We start from the raw sequence: 21,178 nt of genomic DNA on the forward strand, positions 1-21,178 counted from the left end.
ACTCAATCCATTCGGCGGTCTCTTCCGGATCACGATCAGGCAGCTGGTTAGTCAACCCGCTGAGGATATGGGAGGTATCTTCTCCTGCAGCCACGGCAGCCTCTTTTCATCGTTGAATGTCTGGGCTCTAAGTTTTCATATTGTGAGAAAACATTCTTGCCATTCGAGATTATGCAGAAGAGCGCGAGCGGTCAAGGCGATGACGCTCGGCCGGCCCGCCAGGTGCGCAGGGCAGGGCCTGGGGACCGATTGTGACCGCCGCCACCCGCGCGGACTCCTTGACCCGAGGTGATCCACGTCATAGAGTTATTCCACTCTTCAAAACCTAATTTCCACTATATGGAATTAGTCGTCGGAAGCGCAGACTTCCCTCCACACCCATCCTCTAGAACTGGAGATCCAGATGCAGACGACCCCATCAGTCGGCGTCGAAACGGCTCCCGCCCCGACAGAGTTGTCGGGCCAGCCGGTCCATCCCGCCACGGGCGTTGAAGCCTTGTGCGCAACAGCAAGCGCCGCAGCCGGGCGAACCATCAGCCCCAGCCTCTACAACATCGACCTTGCCCCGACGAAGCGGGAAGGCCGGCGCTGGACCAGCTACAGCATCTTCACCCTGTGGGCCAACGACGTCCACAGCCTCGGAAACTATGCCTTCGCCATCGGGCTGTTCGCGCTCGGGCTGGGCGGCTGGCAGATCCTCCTGGCCCTCGGCGTCGGGGCCATCCTGCTGTTCGCCCTGCTGAGCTTCTCTGGCTTCATGGGCGTGAAGACCGGTGTGCCGTTCCCCGTCATGAGCCGGATCAGCTTCGGCATCAGGGGAGCCCAGATCGCCAGCCTCCTTCGCGGCGCCGTGGCGGTGGCCTGGTTCGGCATCCAGACCTACCTCGCGTCAGTGGTGCTTCGCGTCATGCTTGTGGCCATGCTCCCTTCGCTCCACGAGCTGGACGCCAACTCCATCCTCGGCCTCTCCACGCTGGGCTGGGCCGCCTTTGTGTTCCTCTGGATCGTCCAGCTGGTCATCGTCAGCTTCGGCATGGAAATGATCCGCAAGTACGAGGCCTTTGCCGGCCCCATCATCCTGGTGACCATGGCGGCCATTGCCATCTGGATCTTCGTGGAAGCCGACGGCTCCATTGCCTGGGCTTCGGATAACGCCCTCGAAGGCGCGGACATGTGGCGGACCATCTTCGCCGGCGGCGCGCTCTGGGTGGCCATCTACGGAACCTTCGTCCTGAACTTCTGCGACTTCACCCGGTCCGCCGTCTCGAAGAAGGCAGTGGTGCGCGGCAACTTCTGGGGCATCCCCATCAACATGCTCCTCTTCGGCGCAATTGTGGTGGTCATGGCCGGCGGCCAGTTCAAGATCAACGGCACCGTCATCCAGAGCCCGTCCGACATGGTCCAGACCATTCCGAACACGCTGTTCCTGGTCCTGGCCTGCCTCGCGCTCCTCATCCTGACCATCGCCGTGAACCTGATGGCAAACTTCGTGGCTCCCGTCTACGCCCTGACCAACCTCTTCCCGAAGCGCCTGAACTTCCGTAAGGCGGCCTGGGTCAGCGGCACCATCGGGCTCATCATTCTGCCGTGGAACCTGTACAACAATCCGCTCGTGATCGTGTACTTCCTGGGCGGTCTCGGGGCGCTGCTCGGCCCGCTGTTCGGCGTCGTCATGGCCGACTACTGGCTGCTGCGGCGCGGCAAGGTCAACGTCCTTGAGCTGTACTCGGAAGACCCCGCCGGAGCCTACTACTACAAGAAGGGCTTCAACCCCAGGGCGATCATCGCGCTGGTCCCGGCAGCCGCCGTCGCGCTCCTGATCGCGTTCGTTCCCGCCCTGGAGGCTGCTGCCCCGTTCGCGTGGTTCTTCGCGGCCGGCATCGCCGCGGTGGTGTACTACTTCATCGCAGACCGCTCGCAGCGGCTGGAAGACGTCGACGGCGAAGCCATCGCCGTGGCCAGCACGCACTGACAACCGCTCTGAAACGGAAGACCCCACCATGCGAATACTTGTCGCCAACGTGAACACCACGCAGTCCATGACCGATTCCATCGCCGCCCAGGCGCGGTCCGCCGCGGCCCCGGGCACTGAGATCATCGGGATCACGCCGCGGTTCGGAGCGGACTCCTGCGAGGGCAACTTCGAAAGCTACCTCGCGGCGATCGCCGTCATGGACGCCGTGGTCCACTACCCCGAACCGTTCGACGCCGTCATCCAGGCCGGTTACGGCGAGCACGGCCGCGAAGGGCTCCAGGAGCTCCTGGACGTCCCCGTCGTCGACATCACCGAGGCCGCAGCCTCCACGGCCATGTTCCTGGGCCACAAATACTCCGTGGTCACCACCCTTGACCGGGCGGTTCCGCTCATCGAGGACCGGCTCAAGCTGGCCGGCCTCGACGCGCGGTGCGCCTCGGTGCGGGCCAGCGGCATGGCCGTCCTGGAGCTGGAAGAGGAACCGGAGCGGGCCGTCGAGGCGATCATCGAACAGGCGCTGCTTGCCGTTCGGGAGGACAAGGCCGAGGTCATTGTCCTGGGTTGTGGCGGCATGGCCGGGCTGGACGATGAGATCCGCAAACGTGCCGGCGTTCCGGTGGTGGACGGAGTGGCGGCGGCCGTCACCATCGCGGAATCCCTCGTGCGGCTGGGGCTGTCCACGTCCAAAGTCCGGACCTACGCCACCCCGCGGCCCAAGACAGTCATAGGCTGGCCCGTAACGGCAGCGGAAGTGCCCGCTGCCCGGTAGCCTGGGCCTCGGCAGCCCGGCCCTCAATGCAAGGAGCGACGAATGACTGCAACCCACCGGCCCGTACCACCCCACCGGCCGGGACCGGTCGCCGTCGTGACCGGTGCAGGTTCCGGGATAGGCAGGGCGGTAGCGCGGCTTATGCTGGCCGACGGGTACCGCGTGGTGTTGGCCGGCCGCCGCGAGGCTCCGCTGCTGGAGTCCGCGGCCGGCCACCGCCAGGCGCTGACGGTGCCCTGCGACGTGACAGTGCCCGACGACGTCGAGCGTCTCTTCGCTGCCGCCCTCGGGAAATGGGGAAGGGTTGACGTCCTGTTCAACAACGCTGGCGTCTTCGGCCCGGCCGCATCGGTCGATGAAATCGGCCTGGACGACTGGGACGCGGTGGTGGCGGTGAACCTCACCGGCTCCATGCTCTGCGCCGCCGCGGCCGTACGGGCCATGAAAGCCCAGGAGCCGCAGGGCGGCCGGATCATCAACAACGGGTCCATTGCAGCGCATTCACCGCGGCCCCGGACAGTGGCCTACACGGTCACCAAGCACGCCATGACTGGTCTGACCAAGAGCATCGAGCTGGACGGCCGGGAATTTGGCATTACCTGCGGCCAGATCGACATCGGCAATACGGCCACGGACATCATGGGCACCATCGGCGTGGACTCCGGCGCCCTGCAGGCTGACGGCAGCCGCAGGGTGGAGCCCACGTTCCCGGTGCAGGACGCCGCGCGTGCCGTACTCCTGATGGCAGGAATGCCGCCGTCGGCCAGCGTGGGCTCGGTGGTGGTCACGGCCGCCGGAATGCCGTTCATCGGCCGCGGCTGACCCGGATTGGAGTTTTTTGTCCACATAGCGCGACTTCAGCCGGCCTCAAGTGCCCGTAGCTGGACAAAAACTCGCGAGCTGTAAATTGTCCTGTGGATAACCTCCGGCTGCCGTCCGTGAGGTGTCTCAATGGACCATGAGCAGATTGTCACGGCTTCCCGAGGAAATCAGCGGCCGGCCCTTCTCCGTTCGCGAGGCGGCCGTGGCCGGCGTGCCCATCAGCCGGCTGCGGGGCTCCGACCTGAACCGGCCCAGCCGCGGGATCCGTGTGCCGGCGTCGTGCCGCCCGGACCTCGCCGCCCTCGCGCGCTCGCACACAGAGCTCGACGCGGCTACCTTTGCGAGCCTCATCAGCGCCGCCGAAATCCTTCGGATTCCGCTGCCTCCGTGGGCGGAGTTCCATCCAGACGACGGCGGCCCGTTGACCGCAGTCGTCGAACCTGTTCCGTGGGGGAAGAAAACGGGCCCGCATTTCCGAGAACCCGGCCGCTTCCTTCATCTCTCCCGCCAGGGTGGCGGAACGCTGCCGCGGCGGAAGGGGGTCGCGGGGCACCGCCTCAAGATCCGCGACGGCGACCTCATCGAAATCGAGGGACTGAGGTTGACATCGGTCGCGCGAACCTGGGTGGACCTTGGCTCAGTGCTGCCCGTCGACGACTTGGTTGTGGCCGGCGACGCTATCGTCAGCGAACATGCCAGGTCCTTCGGGCCGCCGAAGCGGGCCATGGTGCCACTGGGACAGCTGAGGACGTTCGTGGACAACGCGCATGGCATCCATGGCGTGCGGAGGGCGAGGACCGCGCTTGAGCTCGTCCGGGTCGGCGTCGATTCGCCGCCCGAAAGCAAACTCCGTCTGCGATTGGAAGACGCCGGCCTCCCCGCCTTTACTCCCAACTTCCGGGTCGACGACGCAACGCGAAGGCCCGTGTGGACTGATTTGGGGTGCGAGGAGTTCCAAACGTGCATCGAGTACGACGGCGCGCATCACCTGACCCCGGAACAACAGGCCCTGGACGCCTATCGTGACCAGCGCGTAGCCGAAGCGGGGTGGAGGCAGGTCCGGATCAACAAAATAGACATGAAGCACGGCCCCGCATGGGTGGTGTCACGGGTACAACACGCCCTCCGCAAACAGGGCTGGCAGCGTTGAGTACTTTTGGTCACATATAGCGGCCAAGAGGCATTCCAGCACCCATCATGTGGACAAAAACTCCGGATTCCGGCGGCGGGAGTACTCAGATGATTTCCGCATTGTGAAAACTCATTTTCCCCTTGCGGAATTATGTGAGCGGGGTTACTTTGGAAACAGACCCCGATCTCCGGGGCTGTTCCCGATTGATAGGTACAGATCAATGAAGATCCCAGATTCCGCGGCGCTGAAGGCGAGTTCGGCGCCGTCGAAGAAGAAGCCCCTGTATAGGTCGCTCTTCTTCCAAATTCTGATCGCCGTCGTGGCAGGTGTTCTTATCGGACATTTCTGGCCGGACCTCGGCTCGCAGCTGAGGCCTCTCGGTGATGGATTTATCCAGCTCATCAAGATGATCATCGCGCCGCTGATTTTCCTGGTGATTGTCACCGGCATCTCAGCCGTAGGCGACGTCAAGGCGGTCGGAAGGGTCGGAGTCAAAGCCCTTCTCTACTTCACCGCGGCCACGCTCTTCGCGCTGGTCTTCGGCCTGATCGTAGGCAACCTCGTCCAGCCCGGTGCCGGGCTGAACATTGATCCGAGCACCCTGTCCCAGGAAGCCCTGGACGCCAAGACCGGCCATGCCGTGCCCAAGGACGCCGCGGCCTTCATCCTGGACGTCATCCCCACCAGCGTCATCGGCGCCTTCGCGAACAACAGCCTCCTGCAGGTTCTGTTCTTCTCGGTGTTCTTCGGCGCGGCCATCGTGGTCATCGGACGCGAGCGCTGCATGCCGGTCATCAGCCTCATGGAGACCGTCCTGGAGCTCATCTTCAAGATCATGTCCTGGATCATGAAGGTGGCGCCGATCGGTGCTTTCGGCGCCATGGCCTTCATCATCGGACAGTACGGACTCGACACGCTCAGCACCTACGCGTTGCTCATAGCCGCCTGCTACGGCGCGGCCATCGTCTTCATCGGACTGCTGTTCCTCGTGGCCTGGGGCTTTGCCCGCGTCCCGCTCTGGCAATTCCTGAAGTACACCCGCGAGGAGTTCCTGCTGGCGCTCGGCACGGCCTCCACCGAGGCTGTCATGCCGCGCATCATGACCAAGCTGACCAACGCCGGCTGCTCACGGGCCACCACCGGCCTGGTGGTCCCCACCGGGTATTCGTTCAACCTCGACGGCGCCGCGATCTACCTTTCGATCTCCCTGCTCTTCCTGGCGCAGGCTTTCGGCCACCACCTGGACCTCGGCCAGCAGCTGGCCGCGCTAGGTGTCCTGCTCCTGACCTCCAAGGGCATGGCCGGTGTTCCCGGCTCCTCGTTCCTTGCGCTGTCCGCCACCGCGGCCGCCCTCGGGATCTTCCCGGTTGCCGGCGTGGCCCTGCTCCTCGGTGCGGACCGCCTGATGGACTCCATGCGGGTTGTGGTCAACCTGCTGGGCAACTGCGTGGCAACCTTCGTGGTCTCCAAATGGGAGGGCCAGTTCGACCGCAGCGTCATGATCCGTGCGTTCCGGGGTGAAATCACCAACCACGACTCAGCCATCATGCTTGGCGTCGAGGATGATTTCGAGGACCAGGAGCTTGCCCGGATCAGCGGTGGAGAGGCGCCGTCGCCCAAATTCCGCGGCGGTCCCAACCCTGAGGACATTCCTGGATTCCAGATGAGCCGGCCCGCCGGAGCCCACGCCGGGCCGCCGGAGCGCAGCTCGGCTGCCATCAACCACGAATAGCGGCAGCACAGCCACTCAGAACCAAAAAGAACGCAGCCCCGCCCCGGAAATCACCGGGGCGGGGCTGCGCGTTTGTCTCTGAACGCGCGCCCCACCCCGCCCGCAGAGTTTTCGTCCAGATGCCGGGTCCAAAAGGCCCCGCAAGTCCCTCGATATGGACAAAAACTCCAAGATGGACCAAGAGGGGCTACAGCGGGAGCAGCTCCGACAGGTCCGCCCGCAGCCCCGACGCGGCGACCTTCCCGGACGCCACGGCGTCCGACCAGCTCAGCCGGCCGGTGACCATCGCCAGCCAGGTGGCGGCGTCGCACTCTATGACGTTCGGGGGAGTCCCGCGCGTATGGCGCGGGCCCTCCACGCACTGCGTGACGCCGAACGGCGGAACGCGCACCTCGACGGAGTTGCCCGGCGCCCTCGCGGTGACCTCTTCCAGCGAGTAGCGCACCGCAGTCGCGGTCACCGCACGCGGAAGGCCCGACGCCGGAACGCCCGCTTCCAGCCAGGCGGCCAGCGCGGCGCGGCCCTCGTCGATATCGATGCGGCGGCGTGAAATTGCCATGTCAGTCCAGCAGCGCAGAGACGGCGTGGCCGAGCCGGATCTTGCCCACGGGCCGTCCTCCGCCGAGCACGGGCTCCACCACTTTCTCCAGCACGCTGGAGACGCCCGGGATGTCCACCGCGCCGGAGGCGGCCAGCAAGGTGAGGCCCACCAGGGTGGTGGCGCGCAGGTTTCCGTCCAGGACCTTGATGGCCACGGAAACGCCCGTGGCGGTGGCCATGGCCAGCACGCCCTCGGCGCCGATCTTTGCGATGATCTCCAGTTCGTCCATCACGATGGTGTTGGGCTCGCCCTTGCCCTGGACGGCCCACGGGTAGTCAAGCATGGACGTGGCGATGGTGGCGGCACGCGCGTTCGAATTCTTGTCCCCCGGAGCCTTGGCCAGCCGGGAGTAGGCCCGTGCCAGCCCCGTCAGGGAAATGGCCGCCACGGGAGCGCCGCAGCCGTCGATGCCCAGGTGTGCAATCCGCTCGCCGGAATACTCCTCGATCGCGGAGCGGACGCGCTGCTGCAGCGGATGGTTGGGCTCAAGGTAGCTGTGGGTGTCCCAGCCGTTCTCCGTGCAGGCCCACAAGAAGGCGGCGTGCTTTCCCGAGCAGTTGAACGCGAGCTTGGACCTGCCCTGTTCGGACCGGATGAGCCAGTGGCGGGCGTTCTCGTCCTGCGGCCAGGCGGAGGGGCACTGCAGCTGCTCTTCCTTGACGCCGGCGGCCTTGAGCATCCCCTCCACCACGTCCATGTGGTCCAGCGACCCGGTGTGGCTGGCACAGGCCAGGGCAACCTGGGCGCCGCGTAGCGGGACGCCGGCCTGCATGGCCGCCAGGGCCTGCAGCGGCTTCAGCGCAGAGCGGGCGTAGATGGGGGTGGTGATGTCGCCGAGCTGCGTGACCACCGTTCCGTCGGCGGCAAGGACCACGGCTGAGCCGATGTGCCGGGATTCGACGAAACCGCTTCGTTCCACGACTGCCAGTTCGACGGCGGACTCCACTGTGAATGTGGCATGCGGATTTTCTGGCATGGCTAAAGTCTATGGTGCAGGTGCCGGAAACCCGGGCAATCCGGGGCCATTCCCGGGCTATTGCACCGTCACCATGACCGACTGCCAGCCGGAGGCGCCGTCGGGCACGGGATCGGCGCGCTTGTCCGTCTGGACCTCGCCGGTGCCGTCGGTGGCGCGGGCCTTGATGTAGTGCGGCCCGGGCGTGGCGTCCCATTCGAACGACCACTGCCGCCACGTCACCACGGAGGCTTCCGCGGACAGCACGGCCTCGGTCCAGGGGCCGTCGTCGATCTGCACTTCGACCTTGGTGATCCCGCGGGTCTGCGCCCACGCCGTGCCGCCGATGGCAACCTTGCCTGCCGGGACCTGCGCGAAGGACTTGGGCACCTCCACCCGGGCCATGGTCTTGATGGGGCCGCGCTCGGACCAGCCGCGGTCCGTCCAGTACGCCTTGCTGTCCGCGAAGCGGGTGACTTCCAGGTCCACAACCCACTTGGTGGCGGAGACAAAGCCGTACAAGCCCGGGACCACCATGCGCACGGGGTATCCGTGTTCAAGCGGCAGGGGCTCGCCGTTCATGCCTATCGCCAGCATGGCGTCCCGGTCGTCCTGCAGCACTTCGAGCGGAGTCGACGCGCTGAAACCGTCCTCGGACGTGGACAGCACCATGTCGGCGCCGTCCTGGGGGCGTGCCATCTTAAGGACCTCGCGGAGTGGGAGGCCCAGCCATTTGGCATTGCCGGCGAGGTTTCCGCCGACGGGATTCGACACACAGGTCAGGGTCACGTGCGACTCGATCAGCTCGGCGTCGAGCAGGTCCTGGAAAGTCAGCGTGACTTCCTGCTCCACCAGGCCGTGGACGCGGAGCTCCCAGTCCTGGGCGTTGATCTCCGGCACGCTCAGGGCGGTGTCGATCCGGTAGAACTCATTGTTGGGAGTGACCCACGGCGTGACGCCCCGGGCGGGTGACTGCACGCCGGCCGGGACGGCGGGGGCGGCCCTGGCCGGCGCCGGGAGCTGCAGGGATTCACGGGCCTGCGCCACGTTGCTGCGGACCGCGCCGAGCAAACGGCCCCCGGTGGCCGCGACGGCCGCCGCCGCAGCAGTGATCCCGGACGCGGCGAAGAAGGCACGGCGCGTTGTGGCCGGACGTTCGGTGCCCTTGGCTGCCACGTCGGCGGCCACATCCGGCCATGAGCTCATCCGCCACAGCCGCGTCATCAGCAGGCGCAGCACCACCAGCCCGGCCACGGTGCCGATCAGCGACGGGATGGCGTCCAGCGGCTTCACGCTGGCCCGGGTGACCACGCTGGCAACAATGACCGCGCCCATCAGCAGGACGCCGGCCACGCCCAGGGCCCACTTCCTGTAAGCCACAACGCCCAGCACACAGGCCAGCAGGAGAATGGTCAGGCCCATCCCCGCGAACAGCGCTGCCTTGTCATTGGTGCCGAACGTGGCGATGGCAAAATCCTTCAGCCATGGCGGTGTGAAGTCGATAAAGGTGGAGCCGAGGGCAATGAGCGGCGTTGCCCGCGCCGTGAAGAAGGCGCCGATCATTTCCGCAACGGAAAGGACGACGGCGGCCGCGGCCACGCCTGCCAGCGCGGCCAGTGCGGTGGGGCCCTTGAGCCACTTCGTGAGCTTCTTCATGCCCGGGGTTCGTAGCTGCCGGCCTTAAGGATTGATGGGCAGGTCACGGCTTAGGACCGGACCGGGTGCACAAAGTACCCTTGGAGACTGTGAAGGTACTAGTCATTGGCCCTGGTGGCCGCGAACACGCCATTGTCCGTTCCCTGCTTGCAGACCCCAACGTTTCGGAAGTCCATGCGGCTCCGGGCAACGCGGGCATCGGCAAACTGGTTCCCACGCACGCCATCGACGCCAATGACCCGGACGCTGTTGCCGCCCTGGCCACCAAGCTGACGGTGGACCTGGTGGTGGTTGGTCCCGAGGCGCCCCTGGCGGCGGGAGTGTCCGACGCCGTCCGTGCAGCCGGGATCCCGGTGTTCGGGCCCAGCAAGGCCGCCGCCCAGCTCGAGGCGTCAAAGGCCTTCGCCAAGCAGGTCATGGCCGAGGCCGGAGTGCCCACCGCCATGGCGCGCGTGGCCAGCAACGCCGAGGAAGCCGCCGATGCGCTGGACACCTTCGGCGCCCCCTACGTGGTGAAGGACGACGGCCTCGCGGCGGGCAAGGGCGTTGTGGTCACCAGGAACCGGGACGAAGCCCTTGCCCACGCCCAGACCTGCTTTGATGTGGGCGGCTCCGTGGTGATCGAGGAGTTCCTGGACGGCCCCGAGGTTTCCGTGTTCGTCCTGTGCGACGGCCGCAACACCGTGGCGCTCTCCCCGGCGCAGGACTTCAAACGCATCTTCGACAACGACGAGGGCCCCAACACCGGCGGCATGGGTGCGTACACACCCCTGGAGTGGGCTCCGGAGGGCCTGGTCCAGGAGGTCATTGACCGCGTGGCCCAGCCCACGGTCAATGAGATGGCGCACCGCGGCACCCCGTTCGTCGGCGTGCTGTTCGTGGGCCTTGCCCTGACCAAGCGCGGCACCCGCGTCATCGAGTTCAACGTCCGCTTCGGCGATCCCGAAACCCAGGCCGTCCTGGCCCGGCTCAAGACACCACTCGGCTCGCTGCTGCTGGCAGCCGCCAAGGGCGAACTGGACAAGGCGGAAGAGCTGCGCTGGTCCAAGGACACAGCAGTCGCCGTCGTGGTGGCGTCCGAAAACTACCCGGATACCCCGCGGACCGGGGACCGCATCCGCGGGCTCAAGAAGGTTGATGAGCTGGAGGGCGTGCACGTGATCCACGCCGGCACCAAGCTGGACGAGGACGGCAAGGTAGTCTCCGCCGGCGGCCGCGTGCTCGCCGTGGTGGCGCTGGGAACCGACCTCGTGGAGGCCCGGGAACGGGCGTACGACGGCGTGGAGTTGGTGCAGCTTGAAGGCGGACAGTTCCGCACCGATATCGGGCGGAAGGCGGCGCGCGGCGAAATCAAGGTGGCGCCCACCAACGGATCCGTCACCGGAACGCTGCCCGTGACGAAGGCAAAGGCATAGCATGACTGAGAATTCCCAGCCGGACGCAGCTCCCAAGGCAGGCCTCGACACCGAAACGCTGGACCTGCCGGGCTGGCGCCACGTGTACTCCGGGAAAGTCCGGGACCTGTACGTTCCGGCGGACGATTCCCTCACGGCGCAGTTCGGCCAGGACTGCGTCCTGGTAGTGGCCAGCGACCGCATCAGCGCCTACGACCACGTGCTGTCGAGCGAGATCCCGGATAAGGGCCGCATCCTCACCCAGCTCAGCCTGTGGTGGTTCGGGCAGCTGGGCGTGGAGCACCACGTGCTGGCATCGACCGTGCAGGACGGCGTTCCCGCTGCGGTCGAGGGCCGCGCCATGATCTGCAAGAAACTGGATATGTTCCCGGTGGAATGCATCGCCCGCGGCTACCTCACCGGCTCCGGACTCCTGGAGTACCAGCAGTCCCGCACCGTGTGCAGCATTCCGCTGCCGGAGGGCCTGGTGGACGGTTCACGCCTCGATGAGGCCATCTTCACGCCGTCCGCCAAGGCGGAGGTGGGGGAGCACGACGAGAACATCACCTATGACGCCGTAGTGGGCCTTGTTGGCGAGGACGTTGCCGCGCGCCTGCGTGAGCTGACACTGAAGATCTACACCAGGGCCGAGGAAATTGCCCGTGAACGCGGCATCATCCTCGCAGACACCAAGGTGGAGTTCGGCTTCGACGTGGCCACCGGCGTCATCACCCTGGGTGATGAGGTCCTGACCCCGGACTCGTCGCGGTTCTGGGATGCGGCCACCTACGAGCCGGGCAAGTCACAGCCCTCCTACGACAAGCAGTACGTCCGCGACTGGCTGACGTCCGCCGAGTCCGGCTGGGACCGGGCCTCGGATGTGCCGCCGCCGGCCCTGCCGGAGGACGTGGTGAGCCGGACGCGCGGCCGTTACGTCGAGGCGTACGAAAAACTCACCGGGCTCAAATTCGCCTAGCCGGTTCGCCTGAAGGACCTGCCTAGCTGGCCTCTGCCGCGGCTTCGGCCGCGGCAGCGCGCCGCTGGGCCAGTTTGATCTCCAGCACGGCGTCCATGGCCTGCTGCACGCGGTCGGAGGCCCCGGCGGCACTGAATTCCTTCTGGGCCTCTTCGAGGAGCACCAGCGCCTCCTCGGACTCCCCGGCGGCCTTGAGCGACTTCCCCAGCAGGAGCGACACTTCGCCTGCGGTGTGACGGGCCAGGGCCTTGCGCTCGGCATGGATCTCGCGCAGCTTCTCCACCGCGGCAGGGATGTCACCGGTGAGGTAGAGCCAGCGTGCACGGATGAACGCCACCTCCAGCTGGTCGGTTTTGTTTCCGCCCACGATGGACAGTGCCAGTTCGGCGCGCTCGATCGCGGAGAGGGTTTCCGGTTCCACGATGCCGGACGAGAGCCGGACGGCGGCGGAGGCCTTATTGAAGCGGGCCCAGAGCTCGATGTCATTGGCCGGCGAGAGCAGTTTGGCGGCCCGCTCGTGATACTTGATGCCTTCGGGATAGTCATGCCGCATAAATGCCACGTTGCCGATCACCCAGGCCACTTCGCCTGCGAGCTGCGAGATGGACTGGTCGTCCATCTGGTCGTTCATGGCCTGGCAGTAGGTCCAGGCTTCGTCCAGCCGCCCGCTTTCGGCCAGGGCGCCGATCAGCGCGCGCAGCGCACCGATGATCAGCGTTGACCCCTTCGGCAGCTGGGAGCACAGTTCCACGGCCTTTTGGGCATGTTCGACGGCGGTGGCCAGCTGGCCCTGCCCGTGGCACACCGCGGCGAGCATCTGCCGTGCGCGCACCCCCAGGCCGGCGGACTCAGTGGCCATGGGGTGTTCGAGGAGGTGCAGCATAATGTTCTGGCATTCCTGCAGCTGGCCCTGCTTCATGAGGCATTCCGCCTGCATGTAGGTCATGTTCCACCAGGCGCTGGTGTTCTTGCCCTCGAGGGCTATCTGGGCGGCGGTGGCGGCGTGGGCGGCCGCGAGCGGGTAGTCCCTGAGGTCCCAGGCCTGGCGTGCGTAGAGCCCGGCCAGTACGTACTCGGCGTCGCTCACCGAGATCGGCTGGCTCCAGGCTTCCAACGCTTTGGGGGCCAGCTCGAGCCTGCGTGCTAACTCTTCTATAACATCGGCGGTTGGTTCGCGCCGGCCTGTTTCCAAGAGGGAGATATAGCTGGGAGAATAGAGGTCCTTTCCCAGTTCTGCTTGCGTCAACCCACGTTCGAGTCGTTCGGCGCGGAGCTTCTCCCCGAATCCGTTCCCCACGGGTTTCCTCCTTATTCCGGACAGTCTTTATACCAAATGCTTGACAGTCTCTGTGGAAAACATTTTACAATGTATGTCAACAAGGGCAGTGCTGACTTTGTAACGAATCCGACTCGTATTGAGGAAACCTAATGTTGAAGAAGATCGCAGCCGCCGCCGCTTTGGCAGGCGCACTGGCGTTTTCAGCGGCGGCCCCCGCAGTGTTGTCAGCAGGTCCTGTCGGTAACTGGGCGGATCAGCTGGGAAGCACTACTACGGCCATCGGCAACTGGCCCGATCCCATGCAGGCGATCGGCAACTGGCCGGATCCCATGTCGTTCCAGGCTTCCATCGGCAACTGGCCGGACCCAATGTAGGCAGCTGCCGCACCTCCCGCAAGGGAACGCAGGCTCCGGGACATGCGCGAACCATGTCCCGGAGCCATTTTTTTACCCAAACGACGCAGGGGGAGTGTCATGAAGCGCAGACTACCGGGAGGATGACGGTTCGGGCCGGCCCGGGATTCCAATGCTGGGCGACGGCCACGCCGGGCCAGAGAACCACATTCGACAGCCTCTGACACCGGGCCCGGCGGGGCTGCAGGACAAAGCAAAGAGGGCCTTCCGAATGGAAGACCCTCTTACTTTTGGTCGGGATGACAGGATTTGAACCTGCGACCTCGTCGTCCCGAACGACGCGCGCTACCAAGCTGCGCCACATCCCGATCCGTTGCTTCAAAAGCAACTTCACAAGAGTATCCGATTCCAGCCCCCATGTGAAATCGGCGCGTGATTGGCTCTCCGAACGGTGCCGCGGACTATACGAGCGAGTCCTTCCACGCCCCGTGCAGTTGCGCGAACCGCCCGCCCCCGCCGATCAGCTCCTCCGGCGTGCCGTCCTCCACGACCCGTCCGTCATGGACCACCAGGACACGGTCCGCGGTCTCCACCGTGGACAGGCGGTGGGCGATGATCAGCGCCGTGCGACCGGCGTCGTGCCCCGCCACGCCCGCCAGGAGGCTGGCGAGGCCGTGCTGGACCAGGCGCTCCGAGGGGATGTCCAGTGAGGACGTGGCCTCGTCGAGGATGAGCACCGCCGGGCGGGCCAGGAAGGCCCGGGCAAAGCTGATGAGCTGGCGCTGGCCGGCCGAGACACGCCCGCCGCGCTTGTTCACGTCGGTGTCGAACCCTTCCGGCAGTTCCATGATGAATTCGTGGGCGCCCACCGCCCGCGCGGCTTCCTCGATTTCCTCCCGGGACGCCTCCGGACGGCCGAGGGCAATGTTGTCTGCCACGGACCCGCTGAACAGGAAGGCCTCCTGGGTGACCATCACCACGTTCCGCCGCAGGTCCGGCGTGGTGAGGCTCCGGAGGTCCACGCCGTCCAGTGTCACCGACCCCTCGGACACGTCGTAGAAGCGGGCGATCAGCTTGGCCAGCGTGGACTTGCCGGCGCCGGTCCGGCCCACCAGGGCAACGATCTGCCCGGCCGGGATGTGCAGGTCAAGCGTCGGTATGATCACGGGCCCGTCGCCGTACCGGAATTCCACCCCGTTGAAGGCGATGGTCCCGCGGGCATCGCGTAGCGCTACGGGGTTCTTCGGAGGCCTTACAGTGGGTACCTCCTCCAGGAGGCCGGAGACCTTCTCCAAAGCCGCCTGTGCGCTCTGGAAGGAGTTATAGAACATGGCCATCTGGTCCACGGGCTGGAAAAAGCGCTTGGTGGACAGGATCAGGGCCAACAGCACGCCGACGGCGAGCTCGCCGCCCAGCACCCGGAAGCCGCCGAAGAGCAGCACCACGGCGACGCAGACGTTGCCGATCAGCACCAGCCCCGGCTGGAAGACGCCGTTGAGGTTGATCGACCGGACGGTGACCTTTCGGTAGTCCTCGGACAGTTCCCCGTAGCGGGCTGCGTTTTCGCGCTCCTTGCGGAAGGCCTTGACTGCCCGGATGCCGGTCATGGTTTCCACGAAGTGCACGATCAGGCGCGCGGACACCACGCGGGATTCGCGGAAGGCAATCTGGGAGTGCTTCTGGTACCAGCGGGCCAGGAAGAACATGGGAACTCCGGCGGCCAGCACAATGAGGCCGCTGCGCCAGTCCAGGGCGAACACCGTGATGGCGGTGAACACCATAAAGAGCATCCCCGAGGCCAGCGAACTGACGCCGGAGTCCAGGAGCTCACGCAGTGCTTCGAGGTCCGAGGTCTGCCGGGCAATGATGCGGCCGGACGTGTACTTCTCATGGAATTCAAGGCTGAGCCGCTGGGTGTGCCGGAAGACGCGGACCCGCAGGTCCAGCAGCATCGCCTGGCTCAGTTTGGCCGTCGAGGTCACGTACAGGGCGGTGAGGCCGGCGGTGGCGATCGCCGCGGCCAGGTAGGCGACGCCGGTGAGCACCAGCGGCACGTTGTCCCCGGCCCGGAGCGCCGGCAGGGCGTGGTCGATGCCGAAGGCGATCAGCGCCGGTCCGGCCACCCGCGCGGCCTGCGAGAGGACCACCATGGCGATGGTGAGCCAGAACCTCAGCCGGACCGGACGGATCAGGGACCCGAGCAAGGCGAGCGACCGCCGTCGGACGGTCTTGCTTTCGCTTTTGGTCAGGTGGGCGTTGTCCTCGTTGGCGGTGCCGAACGTTGCGGTGCTCATCGGGAAATCTCCTCGGACTCGTCGCTTAATTCTGAGAGGTCCGACAGTTCGGAATCCAGGTCCTTGGGCCCGGTTTCCAGGCTGGCAATCACGTAGCGGTAGTGCTCGTTGCGCGCCAGCAGTTCCGCATGGGTGCCGACGGCGGCGATCCGCCCTTCCTCGAGCAGCGCCACCCGGTCGGCCAGCGCCACGGTGGACGGCCGGTGGGCGACGATCAGCGTGGTGGTGTCCGCCAGGACTTCGCGCAGCCGGGCTTCCACGAGTTCCTCGGTGTTGACGTCCAGGGCGGACAGGGGATCGTCCAAAACCAGCACCTTGGGCTTCGCGGCGATGGCGCGGGCCAGGGCGATGCGCTGCCGCTGGCCGCCGGACAGGCTGAGTCCTTCCTCGCCGATCAGGGTGTCCAGACCCTCGGGGAGGGAGTAGGCAAAATGGGCCTGTGCAACGTCGAGGGCTTCCTCCAGCGTTTCCTGGCTCCGCTCCCTTGCGCCAAGCAGGACGTTGTCCCGGACGGAATTGGAAAACAGCGTGGTGTCTTCGAAAGCCACGCCCACCACCGTGCGCAGTTCCTCCACGGAGAACTCGCGCAGGTCCACGCCGTCGATGGTGATGGAGCCCGCGGTGACGTCGTAGAGCCGGGGGACCAGCTGGAGCAGCGCGCTCTTGCCGCTGCCGGTGACGCCCACCAGCGCCATGGTCTCGCCGGGCCGGATGGCCAGGCTGACTTCCTTGAGGATGGGCTTGTCCGGGGCGTCCTCGAACGCGAACGTGGCGGAGTTGAAACAGAGGGCCCCCGTGAGCCGGGCGGGATTCCGGGGCTGCTCAGGGCTGGTGATGGTGTTGGCCGCGTCCATGACCTCAAAGTGCCGGTCAATGGCCGACTTGGCTGTCAGCGCCATGGCCAGCAGCATGCCGCAGAATTCCACCGGAGCGGCGATGACGGCAGCGGTGGCGAAGAACGCCACCAGGGCGCCGATGCTGAGCTGGCCGTCCGCGGCCAGCATGACGCCCACCACCAGCCCGGCGCCCAGCGCGAGTTCCGGGAGGAGGGTGACCACCATGCTGAAGGTGGCGAGGTGCTTGGCCTTCGCGATCTCGGTCTGCCGCAGTTCCTCGGCCTGCTCGTTGAAGTTTTCCAGGGCCTCGCGGCTGCGACCGAACGCCTTCAGCACCCGGATGCCGTGAACCGATTCCTCCACGGTGGTGGCCAGGTCGCCGGCCTGGTCCTGGCTCCGGCGGGCCACCTTGCTGAAGCGCGTCCGGAACCGGAAACCGTAGATCATGATGGGCGCGGCGGCGGCCAGGAAGATCAGCGCCAGCTGCCAGCTCATGGAAAACATCACGACGACGCCGATCACCACCGTCAGGGTGGTCACCACCAGCATGATGGCGCCGAACGCCATCCAGCGCCGCAGGAAGTTCAGGTCCGTCATGGCCCGGGACAGCAGCTGCCCGGAGCCCCAGCGGTCGTGGAAGGACACCGTCAGGGCCTGGAGGTGGCCGTAGAGCGATACCCGCATCCGCGTTTCCACGGTGGTTGCCGGGTTGATGACGAACTGGCGTCGTAGGGCGACAAGCCCGGCTTCGGCGACTCCCAGGCCCAGGATGATGAGCGACGCAACCCAGACTGCGTCCGTTGCGCCGCCCGGCTGGAGGGAGTCATTGATGAGCACCCGCAGCACCTGCGGGATGGCCAGCGCCACGATGCTGGCCAGGAGTGCGCACAGAAGCCCCATAAAAAGCCGCGGGATGATCGGCTTCACATGGGGATAGAGTCGGCTGATTGACGTGAAGAATGGAGTCTGCTTGGCCATGCCCGCTTCTTAAAGCTCAACTGCGAATGTAGTTTCCTTTAGCAACTACCTTAGGCCATGCAGTGACACGGTTCACAGGATTCCGGGCGGCGCAGGAATCTTGGCCAGTCATTGCGTTTCGCAATACGCGGGCCGCGGTCAGGCCCGGCCTGCCCGGTGGTTGAGCGTGTCGGAACCCGTCAGGGCGAGGTCAGCGTCAGCAGCACGGCCTCAGGCCGGCAGGCGATGCGTACGGGCGCGAAGCGTGAGGTGCCGATCCCGCCGGAGACGTTGACCGGCGTCGTGCTTCCGTTGCTTTCCCAGTCGTTGAGGCCCTTGGCCCGCCATGTGGGGATATCGCAGTTGGCCACCAGGGCGCCGTATCCGGGCACGCAGATCTGGCCGCCGTGGGTGTGGCCGGCCAGCAGCAGGTCCGCGCCGTCCTCGGTGAAGTGGTCCAGCACGCGCTGGTACGGGGCGTGGATGACCGCCACCCGAAGATGGGGCGTGGTGTCCTGGCCCTTGGTCCCGCGGGGCCAGCCGGCGTAGCGCTCCAGCTTCAAGTGGGGGTCGTCCACCCCGGAGAAATCGAAGCGCAGGCCGTTCAGCACCACGGACTGGTTGCGGTTGGTCAGGTCCACCCAGCCGGACATCCCGAAGTAGGAGCGCAGCCGCGGCCAGTCAAGCTCCACCGGATTCGTCTGGGCCTTTGAGGGACCCAGGAAGTAGGACGCAGGGTTCTTGAGGGCGGGTGCGAAGTAGTCGTTGGAGCCCGGTACGAACACGCCCGGATACTCCAGCAGCGGCGCCAGTGCCTTCAGCAGCGGGTCGATTGCCTTGGCGTGGCTGAGGTTGTCGCCGGTGTTGACCACCAGGTCCGGTTCCAGTTCCGCCAGCGAGGACAGCCATTGGGCCTTCCGGTCCTGCCCCGGGACAAAGTGGATGTCACTCAGGTGCAGGATCCGGAACGGTCCGAATCCGGCGGGAAGGATGGGCAGGGTTTCCTCGCGGAGGACGAACTGGTTCTTTTCCCACAGTCCGTAGCCCGCCGTTGCGAGCCCTACAGCTGCGCCGGCCGCGGCGGTGACGGCAAAACCGCGCCCGAAGCTTCGGGCGCGGCTTACCAGCGATGTTGCGTCCCCCATCGGCGTGCTACCCGTTGCCCTTGCCGTTGTCCTTGCTGGGCCCCGGTGCGGGTGTGGAGGGCGCCGGCGCCGTGCTCTGCGTTGACGGTGTGGTCTGCCGCGTGGGCGCCCCGCCGATCATGTTGGACGGCGGTGCGGTGAACGGGTTGGTTCCGTACGCCGGAGCCACCTGGGACATGAAGTTGGAGAACATCGGGCCGGCGATCATGTAGCCGTCGATGCCCTTGTACAACTTGCCGTTGATGGTGACGTTCTGGCCGGCACGCTTCTGGTCACCCAAGGGATCGCCGAACCAGGCCGCTGTGGCAAGGCCGGTGGTGTGGCCCACCACCCAGGTGGAGCCGTTGTTGTTGGAGGTACCGGTCTTCGCCGCGATGGGGAAGCTGGTCTTGGTCGAAATCCGGGGCTGGATGAGTGAACCGGATCCCTGGTTGAGCACTTCCTGGAGCGCATAGTTCACGCCGCGCGCGACTTCGGGTTTGAGGGCGTCCCGGCAGTTGGTGGACTGGGCCGGCAGCTGCGCGCCGGTCTGGTCCGTAACGGAGGTGATGGCAATCGGAGCGCAGTACTTGCCGTCATTGGAGAACGTGGCGAATGCGCTGGCCATGGTCAGCGGCGAGGTCTGTGTGGAGCCGAGCAGGTTGGCCAGGGTGAACATGTTGATCTTCGGCTGTGCCTCGACCACCTTGCCGGTGTCGTCCCGCTGTGGCAGTCCGGAGTGCAGTCCCACGGCGTCAACAACCTTCTGGATTCCGCAGAAGTCCAGCTGCGCGGCCGAGGCGAACGTGATGGTGTTGATGGAGTTGTAGAGGCCCTGCAGCACCGACATCGGACGGTAGTAGCCATCCTCGGCGTTTTGCAGGTCATCCGCCGCGCCGAGGCCCGCTTCCGCAGAGTTGTACGCGCCTGTGGTCACGCCGCAGCTGTTCCGGAACTGGTAGCTCAGCGGGTACTTCCGTACGGCGCCGTTGACCACGGTGTTCATGGACTTGCCCTCGTTGAGCCACTCCGCAAACGTGAACGGCTTCATGGTGGAACCGGGCTGGAACCCGCCCAGGCCGTTTAGGTCGTTGCCGTCTTTGTCGAGGGTGTCCACGTTGAAGTTCTGTTCGGCCTGGAATTTGCCGTCCGAGGGCAGCCATACCGTGTTCTGGGCCATATTGGTGATCTTGCCGGTGTTCGGCTGGACCGACACCATGGAAGCGCCCCACTTGTCCGGGTTGGCGCCGGCAGCACCATCGACCTGGGCCTGCGCCGCGTTCTGGGCGTTCGGGTCAAGGGTGGTGGTGATGGTCAGGCCGCCGCGGAAGATTTTACGCTCGCGCTCAGTGGCATCGGCGCCGTAGGCGGGGTCGTTCAGCAGCAGGTGCAGGACGTAGTCACAGAAGTACGGGGCCGTGGAAGCGTAGGCGCAACCCTGGCGGGCCGGAGTGACCTTGGTTTCCACCGGCGTGGCCACTGCGGCCTCGTAGTCTGCCTGGTTGATCTTGCCCTGGGTGTACATGGCCTTCAGTACCTGGTCGCGGCGGTTCTTGGCGTTGTCCGGGTTGGTGATGGGGTCGTAGAAGGACGGGCTGTTCACCACGCCGGCGAGCAGAGCGGCCTGCGGGAGGGTGAGGTCCTTGGCGGTGGTGCTGAAGAAGAACTTGGACGCGGCTTCGATGCCGTAGGCGTCCCGGTTGAAGAACACGATGTTGAGGTAGCCCTCGAGGATCTGCTCCTTGGTGAACTTCTTCTCCAGGGCGATGGACAGCTTCATCTCGCGGAGCTTGTCGCCCACGCCTTTGTTGACGCCGTTGAGCTTGACGTCCTCGGTCTTGCCCTCGGCCTCGAGCGAGGCATTGATGACGTTGTTCACGTACTGCTGCGTAATGGTGGAGGCACCCTGCTTGTTGCCGCGTGCGGTGCTGACCAATGCGCGCATGATGCCGGTGGTGTCCACGCCGCCGTGCTCATAGAAGCGGCTGTCCTCAATGGCGATCACGGCGTCCTTGATGTATGGCGACATCTGGTCCAGCGAAACACGCGTGCGGTTTTCGGCATAAAGGTTGGCGATCAGGCTGCCGTCAGCGGCAAGGATCTTGGTGGACTGGCTGGGCGGATCTACCTGCAGCTCTGCCGGGAGAGTGTCGAAGAACTCGATGGAACCGCTGGCTGTGCTGCCTGAAACAGCCGCCGCCGGGACCAGCAGGCCTGCCACCAGGACACCACAAATCGCGCTCACGCCAAGGAAAGCAAGGATCTTTCCGAGGGTGGTGGCCGTGTCGAATAAAGGGTTCTTACCAGTCGCCATGTTTTCCAC

At 65.8% G+C, this 21,178-nt stretch carries 16 protein-coding genes and 1 tRNA gene; 8 read left to right on the top strand and 9 right to left on the bottom strand.

Annotation, left to right across the window (positions count from 1 at the left end):
* The first annotated feature begins 403 nt into the window (after positions 1 to 403).
* The 5 genes from AB0N24_RS13060 to AB0N24_RS13080 all read left to right on the top strand — a co-directional run bounded on the left by AB0N24_RS13060 (position 404) and on the right by AB0N24_RS13080 (position 6,430).
* Complete coding sequence (locus tag AB0N24_RS13060; RefSeq protein WP_364124680.1) at positions 404 to 1,972, top strand: NCS1 family nucleobase:cation symporter-1; 1,569 nt, start codon at positions 404 to 406, stop codon at positions 1,970 to 1,972.
* A 28-nt stretch (positions 1,973 to 2,000) separates the two neighbouring features.
* Complete coding sequence (locus tag AB0N24_RS13065; RefSeq protein ID WP_364124683.1) at positions 2,001 to 2,744, top strand: aspartate/glutamate racemase family protein; 744 nt, start codon at positions 2,001 to 2,003, stop codon at positions 2,742 to 2,744.
* Between the two features lie 42 nt (positions 2,745 to 2,786).
* Positions 2,787 to 3,566, top strand: coding sequence for an SDR family oxidoreductase (locus AB0N24_RS13070; protein ID WP_364124685.1), 780 nt, complete (start codon positions 2,787 to 2,789; stop codon positions 3,564 to 3,566).
* 136 nt (positions 3,567 to 3,702) lie between these two features.
* Positions 3,703 to 4,716: a hypothetical protein gene (locus tag AB0N24_RS13075; RefSeq protein WP_364124687.1), complete on the top strand. Its 1,014-nt coding sequence runs from the start codon at positions 3,703 to 3,705 to the stop codon at positions 4,714 to 4,716.
* Positions 4,717 to 4,918: 202 nt separating this feature from the next.
* Complete coding sequence (locus AB0N24_RS13080) at positions 4,919 to 6,430, top strand: cation:dicarboxylase symporter family transporter (protein ID WP_364124689.1); 1,512 nt, start codon at positions 4,919 to 4,921, stop codon at positions 6,428 to 6,430.
* 187 nt (positions 6,431 to 6,617) lie between these two features.
* Here AB0N24_RS13080 and AB0N24_RS13085 read toward each other — a convergent pair whose 3' ends face one another.
* From AB0N24_RS13085 to AB0N24_RS13095, 3 genes are read right to left on the bottom strand one after another with little or no spacing between them, the layout of a single operon-like run.
* Entirely contained in the window at positions 6,618 to 6,989 is a 372-nt protein-coding gene (locus AB0N24_RS13085) for a sterol carrier family protein (RefSeq protein WP_364124692.1), read from the bottom strand.
* A gap of 1 nt (position 6,990) precedes the next feature.
* Positions 6,991 to 8,007 carry an asparaginase gene (locus AB0N24_RS13090; protein WP_364124695.1) on the bottom strand — a complete coding sequence of 339 codons (1,017 nt, stop codon included), beginning with the start codon at positions 8,005 to 8,007 and terminating at the stop codon, positions 6,991 to 6,993.
* Between the two features lie 57 nt (positions 8,008 to 8,064).
* Complete coding sequence (locus AB0N24_RS13095; RefSeq protein WP_364124698.1) at positions 8,065 to 9,642, bottom strand: molybdopterin-dependent oxidoreductase; 1,578 nt, start codon at positions 9,640 to 9,642, stop codon at positions 8,065 to 8,067.
* An 89-nt stretch (positions 9,643 to 9,731) separates the two neighbouring features.
* On the opposite strand from AB0N24_RS13095, the gene purD reads away from it, so the two are divergent.
* Complete coding sequence (gene purD, locus AB0N24_RS13100; protein ID WP_364124700.1) at positions 9,732 to 11,057, top strand: phosphoribosylamine--glycine ligase; 1,326 nt, start codon at positions 9,732 to 9,734, stop codon at positions 11,055 to 11,057.
* A 1-nt stretch (position 11,058) separates the two neighbouring features.
* Positions 11,059 to 12,012: a phosphoribosylaminoimidazolesuccinocarboxamide synthase gene (locus AB0N24_RS13105; RefSeq protein WP_364124703.1), complete on the top strand. Its 954-nt coding sequence runs from the start codon at positions 11,059 to 11,061 to the stop codon at positions 12,010 to 12,012.
* Positions 12,013 to 12,034: 22 nt separating this feature from the next.
* Here AB0N24_RS13105 and AB0N24_RS13110 read toward each other — a convergent pair whose 3' ends face one another.
* Positions 12,035 to 13,309, bottom strand: a complete 1,275-nt coding sequence (locus tag AB0N24_RS13110; RefSeq protein WP_364124705.1) for a helix-turn-helix transcriptional regulator — start codon at positions 13,307 to 13,309, stop codon at positions 12,035 to 12,037.
* A gap of 131 nt (positions 13,310 to 13,440) precedes the next feature.
* Here AB0N24_RS13110 and AB0N24_RS13115 point away from each other — a divergent pair, with 131 nt between their 5' ends.
* Positions 13,441 to 13,665: a hypothetical protein gene (locus tag AB0N24_RS13115; protein WP_307052247.1), complete on the top strand. Its 225-nt coding sequence runs from the start codon at positions 13,441 to 13,443 to the stop codon at positions 13,663 to 13,665.
* A 270-nt stretch (positions 13,666 to 13,935) separates the two neighbouring features.
* Here AB0N24_RS13115 and AB0N24_RS13120 read toward each other — a convergent pair.
* The 5 genes from AB0N24_RS13120 to AB0N24_RS13140 form a co-directional block, all read right to left on the bottom strand.
* Positions 13,936 to 14,012 (bottom strand) — tRNA-Pro (locus AB0N24_RS13120).
* A gap of 93 nt (positions 14,013 to 14,105) precedes the next feature.
* Positions 14,106 to 15,938, bottom strand: a complete 1,833-nt coding sequence (locus AB0N24_RS13125; RefSeq protein ID WP_364124708.1) for an ABC transporter ATP-binding protein — start codon at positions 15,936 to 15,938, stop codon at positions 14,106 to 14,108.
* The gene (locus AB0N24_RS13130) at positions 15,935 to 17,752 is read right to left on the bottom strand and encodes an ABC transporter ATP-binding protein (protein ID WP_364124711.1); all 1,818 of its coding nucleotides are present in this window, start codon (positions 17,750 to 17,752) and stop codon (positions 15,935 to 15,937) included. The genes AB0N24_RS13125 and AB0N24_RS13130 overlap by 4 nt, the downstream gene beginning before the upstream one ends.
* A gap of 179 nt (positions 17,753 to 17,931) precedes the next feature.
* On the bottom strand, positions 17,932 to 18,876 hold the full coding sequence (locus AB0N24_RS13135) for a metallophosphoesterase (protein WP_364124713.1): 945 nt from the start codon (positions 18,874 to 18,876) through the stop codon (positions 17,932 to 17,934).
* 7 nt (positions 18,877 to 18,883) lie between these two features.
* Positions 18,884 to 21,169, bottom strand: a complete 2,286-nt coding sequence (locus AB0N24_RS13140; RefSeq protein WP_364124716.1) for a transglycosylase domain-containing protein — start codon at positions 21,167 to 21,169, stop codon at positions 18,884 to 18,886.
* Between the last annotated feature and the right edge of the window lie 9 nt (positions 21,170 to 21,178).

The sequence above is a fragment of the Arthrobacter sp. NPDC093128 genome (assembly GCF_040683875.1).
Classification (GTDB): Bacteria; Actinomycetota; Actinomycetes; order Actinomycetales; family Micrococcaceae; genus Arthrobacter.

Bases quoted from the DNA above. Each gene is read 5' to 3' on its own strand.
- AB0N24_RS13075 (WP_364124687.1), top strand. From the start codon at position 3,703: ATGAGCAGATTGTCACGGCTTCCCGAGGAAATCAGCGGCCGGCCCTTC.
- AB0N24_RS13065 (WP_364124683.1), top strand. From the start codon at position 2,001: ATGCGAATACTTGTCGCCAACGTGAACACCACGCAGTCCATGACCGAT.
- AB0N24_RS13105 (WP_364124703.1), top strand. From the start codon at position 11,059: ATGACTGAGAATTCCCAGCCGGACGCAGCTCCCAAGGCAGGCCTCGAC.
- AB0N24_RS13135 (WP_364124713.1), bottom strand. From the start codon at position 18,876: ATGGGGGACGCAACATCGCTGGTAAGCCGCGCCCGAAGCTTCGGGCGC.
- AB0N24_RS13070 (WP_364124685.1), top strand. From the start codon at position 2,787: ATGACTGCAACCCACCGGCCCGTACCACCCCACCGGCCGGGACCGGTC.
- AB0N24_RS13125 (WP_364124708.1), bottom strand. From the start codon at position 15,938: ATGAGCACCGCAACGTTCGGCACCGCCAACGAGGACAACGCCCACCTG.
- AB0N24_RS13080 (WP_364124689.1), top strand. From the start codon at position 4,919: ATGAAGATCCCAGATTCCGCGGCGCTGAAGGCGAGTTCGGCGCCGTCG.
- AB0N24_RS13115 (WP_307052247.1), top strand. From the start codon at position 13,441: ATGTTGAAGAAGATCGCAGCCGCCGCCGCTTTGGCAGGCGCACTGGCG.
- AB0N24_RS13090 (WP_364124695.1), bottom strand. From the start codon at position 8,007: ATGCCAGAAAATCCGCATGCCACATTCACAGTGGAGTCCGCCGTCGAA.
- AB0N24_RS13140 (WP_364124716.1), bottom strand. From the start codon at position 21,169: ATGGCGACTGGTAAGAACCCTTTATTCGACACGGCCACCACCCTCGGA.
- AB0N24_RS13095 (WP_364124698.1), bottom strand. From the start codon at position 9,642: ATGAAGAAGCTCACGAAGTGGCTCAAGGGCCCCACCGCACTGGCCGCG.
- AB0N24_RS13085 (WP_364124692.1), bottom strand. From the start codon at position 6,989: ATGGCAATTTCACGCCGCCGCATCGATATCGACGAGGGCCGCGCCGCG.
- AB0N24_RS13060 (WP_364124680.1), top strand. From the start codon at position 404: ATGCAGACGACCCCATCAGTCGGCGTCGAAACGGCTCCCGCCCCGACA.
- AB0N24_RS13130 (WP_364124711.1), bottom strand. From the start codon at position 17,752: ATGGCCAAGCAGACTCCATTCTTCACGTCAATCAGCCGACTCTATCCC.